The following is a 7084-nucleotide window of genomic DNA, read 5'->3' as shown; positions in this document are numbered from 1 at the left end:
GAAAACTTTGCCATAAAAAACTACACCTCCAATTGTTAATTGTGTCTAACAATTGGGGTGCACTTCATTCTAAATGAAACAGTGGAGTGTTTATTTTTAATTACTTGGGAATTTTTAAAGTAACAAAAAGAGAATACACTTCCCCTAATTTCTAATCACTTTTTAGGCATTTCGCATATAGTGAAAACGCCTATGATTTTGATTCTTGTTATTTATCATCCATAAGTCATACCATTGTTCAACACCTATATAAATAAAAAGATGAGAGCCCTACGATGAACAACACTCAAACTCCAACGCCCCCAAATCCCTCTGAGGAAAACCAAAGAGAAATTAGCTTGCAAACATTCAACAATAGCGTCCTTTAATTGAGGAAATACATTTTTTTGTTTACAGGTCAACCTTGGAATAAATCTCCAATTAATTATAAGGACTAAAAATATAGTAGGGATTTTTTATAATTATTTTTCTTCATTAGTTTCTTCTGTTTTCTCTTTAGATAAAAACCAACCACCTAAAGCAATAAGAAGCATAACTGACCAAAAGATTGACTTCCAAATTACTCCTTCGACAAAATCATGAGAAACAATGTGCACTGAAGGATGAGCAAGAGTATGCATTAATAACTTAACCCCAACCCAACCAACTAATAACATTGCGGCTTTTTCAAGATTAGGGCGTTTTGTCAATAACTTAACGAAGAACCCTGCTGCATATCGAATTACAATTAAACCTGCTATTGCACCTATTATAATAACAATAAATTTAGCACCATCCATACCACCAATATCACCCATAGGCGTCTCAGGCAAGTCAACGACAAGAGCTACTGCTGCTAAGATAGAGTCAACAGCGAATGCGATATCTGCTAATGCAATTTGAGCAACAGTCATACCATAACTTTTCCCATTTTTCTCTTTTTCTCCATTGTCTTTTTTTAGTAAATGTTTTAAAGCGATGAAAATTAAATAAGCAGCCCCAATAGCTTGAACTTGCCAAACGTGGAAAAGGAACGAAATAATAAAAATTGCACCAATTCTAAATATAAAAGCTAATAATAAACCAATATTAATAGCTTTTTTTTGCTCTTCTTCTGGTAAATGCTTTGCTATTACAGCTAAAACTAAAGCATTATCAGCAGACAATAAACCTTCTAAGAGAATCAAAATAATTAAAACCCATCCATACTCTAATAATAAAGATAGTTCCATATTACCCTCCTAAAAATCATTTAAAACATTTTATTATGTAAATAATTTGTAGAAAATTCAAGTAGAATTTCCCCTTTTCTTTTTCCAATATTCTCCCATTATTACTACTTCCTTATTCAACTCTTCTACCCTTTTAGTTTAAGTGCAAGCCTTCACAATCACATGTATATTTTAATTTAAATATCCAGTTTTTTTTAAGGGGTTGTTCAAGTATATGGCCCGATTGTGGAATAGAATGACTCACATTTTTTTAAACAACTTTATTATCACTTCACAACAGTCTTTGAAGTAGGTGAGCTGAAAGGTCTTTTAACAAATTCAAATGCTAACAATGATCTATTTCAAGAAGATGTTTTTTAGAAAAATAACGGTATGTAAAAAGCGAATCATTATGAAAACGATTCGCTTTTTACATATTTCCTTATCCTATATGAGGTATGTTCTCTTCACGGTATTCTGTCCGATTAATTGCTTTCATAAATAGCAAAATACTACTTATACCAACTACGAAATAAACAACACTCATTCCCCATGATGCCATGAATGAGCCAAGCATAATCCCTAGCGCTCCATTCATTTTTGCTGCTTGAAAGACCATTCCGTTAATCGCCATATAAGAACTTCTCGCATCATCCGGAACCATATCAGCCATAATAGATTGGCGAACTGGCACATACATCATCTCGCCAACCGTTTGAAAAAGCCCCGCAATTAATAGAATCCATAGACTATTACTTGATCCAAGTATGGTAAATCCAATTGTGTATATAAACAAGCCAACATATAGTATTTTCAAATCATTAAAACGCTTCATCATTTTAATCATAAGCGCTGAAAATAAAACAATTAAAATTGTATTTTCAGTAGAAATCCAGCTTAGCATCCGAATACCCGTTAAATCAAACGTGCCGAAATTTCCAAATGCGAAATGCATCGTTTCAAATTCTTTTTGCAAGCGTATCCCTAAATAATTATTGATCTGAAATTCTAGCGATAACGTACATATACTTGCCAAACAAAATATTAAAAAAGTGCGGTCCATCATAACAACTTTATAACTTTCCACCATTTCCTTTAGTACATGCTTCTTTTTAGTCATTGGCCGTGCAACATATACTTCTTCCATATATACAGTAATCAAATACAATGTCAGCAATGCGACAACTGTTAATAATACAAATAGTTGAAAACGATAATGTTCAAATAATAACCCACCAAAAATTGCTCCAATTGCAATAGATAAATTAATTGCCCAGTAGTTAATGCTATACATTACTTTTCGATTCTCCGGTGTACTCACATCAATTAACATCGCCTCTGTTGCTGGATTCATAAGCCCTGAACCAAGGCTATTCGTTAGCATAAATACAAAAGTAAGCCAAGGTGAATCTATATAATCTGAATTCACAATTCCCATACAGGCAATGGAAACAACTTGTATCACTTGCCCTATAATCATAACCTTTTTTCGGCCTAAGCGATCTCCAACATACCCTCCATAAAGCCCAATGACTAGTGCCGCTACTACGTTTGCTAATAACAAAACACCCGCTAACACACTCCCAAGCTTTACTGAAAAATAAATTGCCATAAATGGAAAGATCATCGTAGATACTGTACGTGTCAAAAATGAAGTAATAATTCTAATTTTTATATTGCGATGCATACTCCAAAATCCCATTTCTCTCCCGCCTCCTTATGTGTATTCATTTTACTTTGAAAAAGTGGAAGAAAAAGGTTAGAATATTCTAAAGAATTTCCCCTTTTATGAAGAAGGAGTCGTGAAAACATGAAAGTGATGGACTATTATATTCAACTACGATTACATGATTCAGAAAAACAATACATGCAAAATAGCTTGCAAGAATTAGCCGATATTTTATATTGCAGTACAAAAAACGTGAAAATTTTACTAAAAAAAATGAGTGAAGAAAAATTAATTACGTGGATACCGGGACGAGGGCGTGGAAATAAAAGTGAAATTCTCTTTCTCCATACGCTTTCAGAAGGCATTATTCCTTATGCTGAATCCCTTTTGCAACAAGATAAATTAAAAGAAGTCTTCCTTCTTTTAAAACAACCTTTTCCTTCTCCTCTACGAAAAAACTTAGAAGACAAACTACAACAGCATTTTGGATACCAACCTGTAAACGATATGTACGATGTGTTAAAAATACCTTGCTCTCGAAAAATATTGCCACTCGACCCAGCATTTGCAGCTATCACAACTGAGAGTCATCTTATTAGTCAAATTTTTGATACATTAGTAATTTATAACTATAGCGCAGAAAAAATTGAGTCTCATCTCGCTCATACATGGGAAGCTAGTGAAGATCAATTAACCTGGACTTTTTACTTACGAAAAGGAATCCAATTTCATCATGGAACAACTTTATCTTCCAAAGATGTTCAATTTTCGTTTGAAAGATTACAACACGTACAATCTCCTTATGCATGGCTCACAGAAGAAATTGTACAAATTGAAACACCATCACCATTACAAATAAGCTTTCACCTCCGAAAGCCAAACTTGTTTTTCTTGCGTTATGTAAGTTCGATGCAATTAGCCATTTTACCTCATGATGTAGAGGTGCAAAATCACCATTATATCGGTACAGGAGCTTTTACATTACATTGTTATGATGAAGATCAAGTGATATTAGAAGCATTTCCTAATTATTTTAAAGAACGTGCTTTAGTTGATCGTATCGAGTTTTGGCGTATTCCAGAACATGCACAAATACATAAACATTGTGAAATCCCAAATGCGAATAGTGAAAAAGAACATGAGGTACAAATAGAAGAAACTGGCTGTATATATGCTGCTTTCAACTTTACAAAACCTGGTCCACATCATGATATCTATTTTCGGAAAGCTTGGAGAGAGCTATATGATGTTGAATGTATCATTCATAATTTAAAAGGAACACGCACGATTCCAGCATGTAGCTTCTTTCCAGAAAGAAGTCGGATAGCGGAAAAACAATCCAGGTCTTTACAGAAGGCGAAAAATTACTTACAAAAAAGTTCCTATCAAGGTGAAACGATACATATTTATTTCTTCGCCTTTAAAGATAGTGCCGGTGATGCTCTTTGGCTAAAAGAAATTTGCCAAAACTTACGTATACAAGTAGAATTGCATCCTTTCTCAGTCTCAGACTACTCTAATCGTTCTATTGATCAGAACGCTGATATTATTTTGATGGGAGAAGTTTTCTCTTCAGATATAGAAATCGCTTTTCTTAATGTATTTAAAAATAAAAGCTGCTTTATCAATCGTTTCATGCACCCTCACTATCAAAAACAACTCGATTGTTTACTAGATACATTCTTAGCAGAAGAGAATACTGAAAAGCGCTACAAACTGATGTATGAAATAGAAGAATTCCTTCAAACAGAGTATATTATTCTATTTAATTATCACGTTTTTAAGAAAAAAACATATCCATCTTCTTTAAAGAACGTAACGATTGACTCTTTTGGTTGGACAGATTTTTCAAAACTCTGGATTCATCCAGTAGAATCATAAAGGCTTACACGAAAGAAACATAAAAGGTCAACCTTACAACGAAGGTTGACCTTTTTACTAGTTTACAAGAATTCTATTTCGCTAAACTTTCTACCATTTGCTTTTCTTTCCACATAACCGTAATACCGATTCCAACCACCATAATAACAGCGGAGAAAAGATATGGATAATGGATGTTGATATCAAATAGTATGCCTCCCATAGCAGGCCCAACAATATTGCCTAAACTTGTATAGGTGGAGTTCATCCCAGCAACAAATCCTTGTTCTTTCCCGGCCACTTTCGATAAAAATGTCGTTAATGCAGGACGAAGTAAGTCGAATGCGAGGAAGATAAAACAAGTTACAGCCAATACTACCCAAAAATTAGAGACTAAAGTAGATACGACTGCCAATATTGCACCTGTAATTAAACAAATTTGAATCAACACTTTTTCACCAAATACATCTACTAACTTTCCAAATAAAAATATTTGTACAACAACACCAAAAATCGAGCTTATTGTAATAATAGCAGCGATATCTTTCGGTGTGAAACCAAATTTATGATCCGAGAACAGACTAAAGACAGTCTCATATGCTGATAAACCGAAAGCAAGTACAAACACAATTATAAATGCGATGAAGTAAAGCGGATTTAATGATTTCTTTAAATCTCCAATAAAACTTGCTTGCTTCGTCTGATTAGAAATTTCTGCAAGCTGTTCCTTTGTTAACGGCTCTTTCAAAATAAATATGGAAATGACGCATGCTACAAAAGCAATAGCTGCCGCAACAAAGAACGGTACACGTACACCATACTCTCCAATAAATCCACCGATACCAGGCCCTATGATAAAACCTGTACTAATAGCGGCAGAAAGATAGCCCATCGCTTTTGGTCGTTCTTGAATTGATGTAATATCAGCAACATATGCTGTAACACCAGGCATAACAAAAGCGGCACTAATTCCCCCCAGCACTCTTGCTAAATAAAGTACCCATACATCTTTTCCTAATCCAAAAATAAGTTCCGAAGTACCGAAAATAAATAAACCAATTATAATAATCTTCTTCCTACCGTAACGATCAACCCAACGGCCTGTAAATGGTGACATAAGTAGTTGCGACATCGCAAATACAGCAACAAGATACCCCATCGTTTGTCCTGATAAGTGCATAATATTCATAAAAGATGGCATCACTGGAATGATAAGACCAATTCCTAAAAAGACAATAAATATATTACTTAACAGAATAATTAATACCATCTTTTGTTCTTTTATTGGTTTTTGCATGTATTAACACCTCTTTCTGTAACATTCATGGATGTGAAATCCTTCCCGATAAAAACGTCTACGAAGTTTTTCATTTGTGACGATTCTTTCTGGAAAAATAAAACGAAGTCACTCATTGCTAAAACAGTATATCTTCTACATAGATGAAATGATTAGGCTTATTTATAGTATTTACCTTTTATCTTATTTTTCATGAACCTCCCCTTAGGTGACTGATTTTCATTCATTTTCAAGTAAAGTGAACCCACCTCAATTTCTATAAAGTGAAACTTTAATCAGTGGGGGTTTTCTTCATCCCCCACCTAACGACTTATTCACGAATGCCTAATGCATGTGTTAAAAAGTCTAGTACTTCAGCTTTCTGAAGATTGACTTGATCATCCTGTTTATGATCATATAAATACACTTGTTCTGCCGCTGACTCAATAAGAGCGATACATAACTTTGCCGTTCTTTCTACATGAATGGAATTGCGAATGACACCTGACTCTTTCGCTTCACTTAAAAATTGACTTAACCACATATAAAGAGGCTCATATACCGCTTCCCATTCTTTAATATGTTCACTAGATGCAAGACCGGCATACATTAATGCTTGTATTTCACGATATTGTTCAATAAAATCAAAAACAGCATCTATAATTTGCTTCATTTTTTGTGAAAAAAGCTCACCATTTTGTACTTTTTCCTTTACCGCACATATCATCTTTTCAACCATAACTTCCGCTATTGCAGGCATAACAGATAATTTAGAAGGAAAATATAAATAAAAAGTTCCTTGCGCAATGCCAGCCAATTTCACAATATCAGAGATCTTTGTTTTCTCAACGCCCTTTTCCTGAAACACTTCCATAGCTGCATATACAATTTTCTCTTTTTTATTCATTATCTAAATCCTTTCACACACATAGAATGACTGTCATTCATTCTATATGAGATTTTGTTGTACTGTCAACAATAGAGAGTGGGGTCATCCCGTTTTTCTACTATACTTTTTGACAAAAAATCCCCTAATAGAAAACTGTTCTATTAAGGGGGGAAATGACAATATATTGTTCCTGATTGAAT

General features: G+C 34.0%; 5 protein-coding genes. 1 reads left to right on the top strand and 4 read right to left on the bottom strand.

The window, feature by feature from the left end; all coding sequences use genetic code 11:
* Nucleotides 1-461 precede the first annotated feature (461 nt).
* Together CN373_RS00545 and CN373_RS00540 are read right to left on the bottom strand one after the other, a co-directional pair.
* Nucleotides 462-1211 (bottom strand): TerC family protein, encoded by a 750-nt coding sequence (locus tag CN373_RS00545; protein ID WP_098358609.1) that lies wholly within the window; start codon nt 1209-1211, stop codon nt 462-464.
* A gap of 421 nt (nt 1212-1632) precedes the next feature.
* The gene (locus tag CN373_RS00540; protein WP_098358608.1) at nt 1633-2892 is read right to left on the bottom strand and encodes an MDR family MFS transporter; all 1260 of its coding nucleotides are present in this window, start codon (nt 2890-2892) and stop codon (nt 1633-1635) included.
* 108 nt (nt 2893-3000) lie between these two features.
* On the opposite strand from CN373_RS00540, the gene CN373_RS00535 reads away from it, so the two are divergent.
* Complete coding sequence (locus CN373_RS00535; protein ID WP_098358607.1) at nt 3001-4740, top strand: SgrR family transcriptional regulator; 1740 nt, start codon at nt 3001-3003, stop codon at nt 4738-4740.
* Between the two features lie 73 nt (nt 4741-4813).
* On the opposite strand, the gene CN373_RS00530 is transcribed toward CN373_RS00535, so the two are convergent.
* Together CN373_RS00530 and CN373_RS00525 are read right to left on the bottom strand one after the other, a co-directional pair.
* Nucleotides 4814-6016, bottom strand: a complete 1203-nt coding sequence (locus CN373_RS00530) for an MFS transporter (RefSeq protein ID WP_098358606.1) — start codon at nt 6014-6016, stop codon at nt 4814-4816.
* A 310-nt stretch (nt 6017-6326) separates the two neighbouring features.
* Nucleotides 6327-6905, bottom strand: a complete 579-nt coding sequence (locus CN373_RS00525) for a TetR family transcriptional regulator (protein ID WP_033663995.1) — start codon at nt 6903-6905, stop codon at nt 6327-6329.
* Between the last annotated feature and the right edge of the window lie 179 nt (nt 6906-7084).

The sequence above is a fragment of the Bacillus cereus genome, assembly GCF_002561295.1.
Classification (GTDB): Bacteria; Bacillota; Bacilli; order Bacillales; family Bacillaceae_G; genus Bacillus_A; species Bacillus_A cereus_S.
This window is presented reverse-complemented; position numbering and strand designations above follow the sequence as displayed.

What these genes read in the sequence shown, in the direction of transcription:
- CN373_RS00545 (WP_098358609.1), bottom strand. Translation starts at nt 1,211, where the DNA reads ATGGAACTATCTTTATTATTAGAGTATGGATGGGTTTTAATTATTTTG.
- CN373_RS00540 (WP_098358608.1), bottom strand. Translation starts at nt 2,892, where the DNA reads ATGGGATTTTGGAGTATGCATCGCAATATAAAAATTAGAATTATTACT.
- CN373_RS00535 (WP_098358607.1), top strand. Translation starts at nt 3,001, where the DNA reads ATGAAAGTGATGGACTATTATATTCAACTACGATTACATGATTCAGAA.
- CN373_RS00530 (WP_098358606.1), bottom strand. Translation starts at nt 6,016, where the DNA reads ATGCAAAAACCAATAAAAGAACAAAAGATGGTATTAATTATTCTGTTA.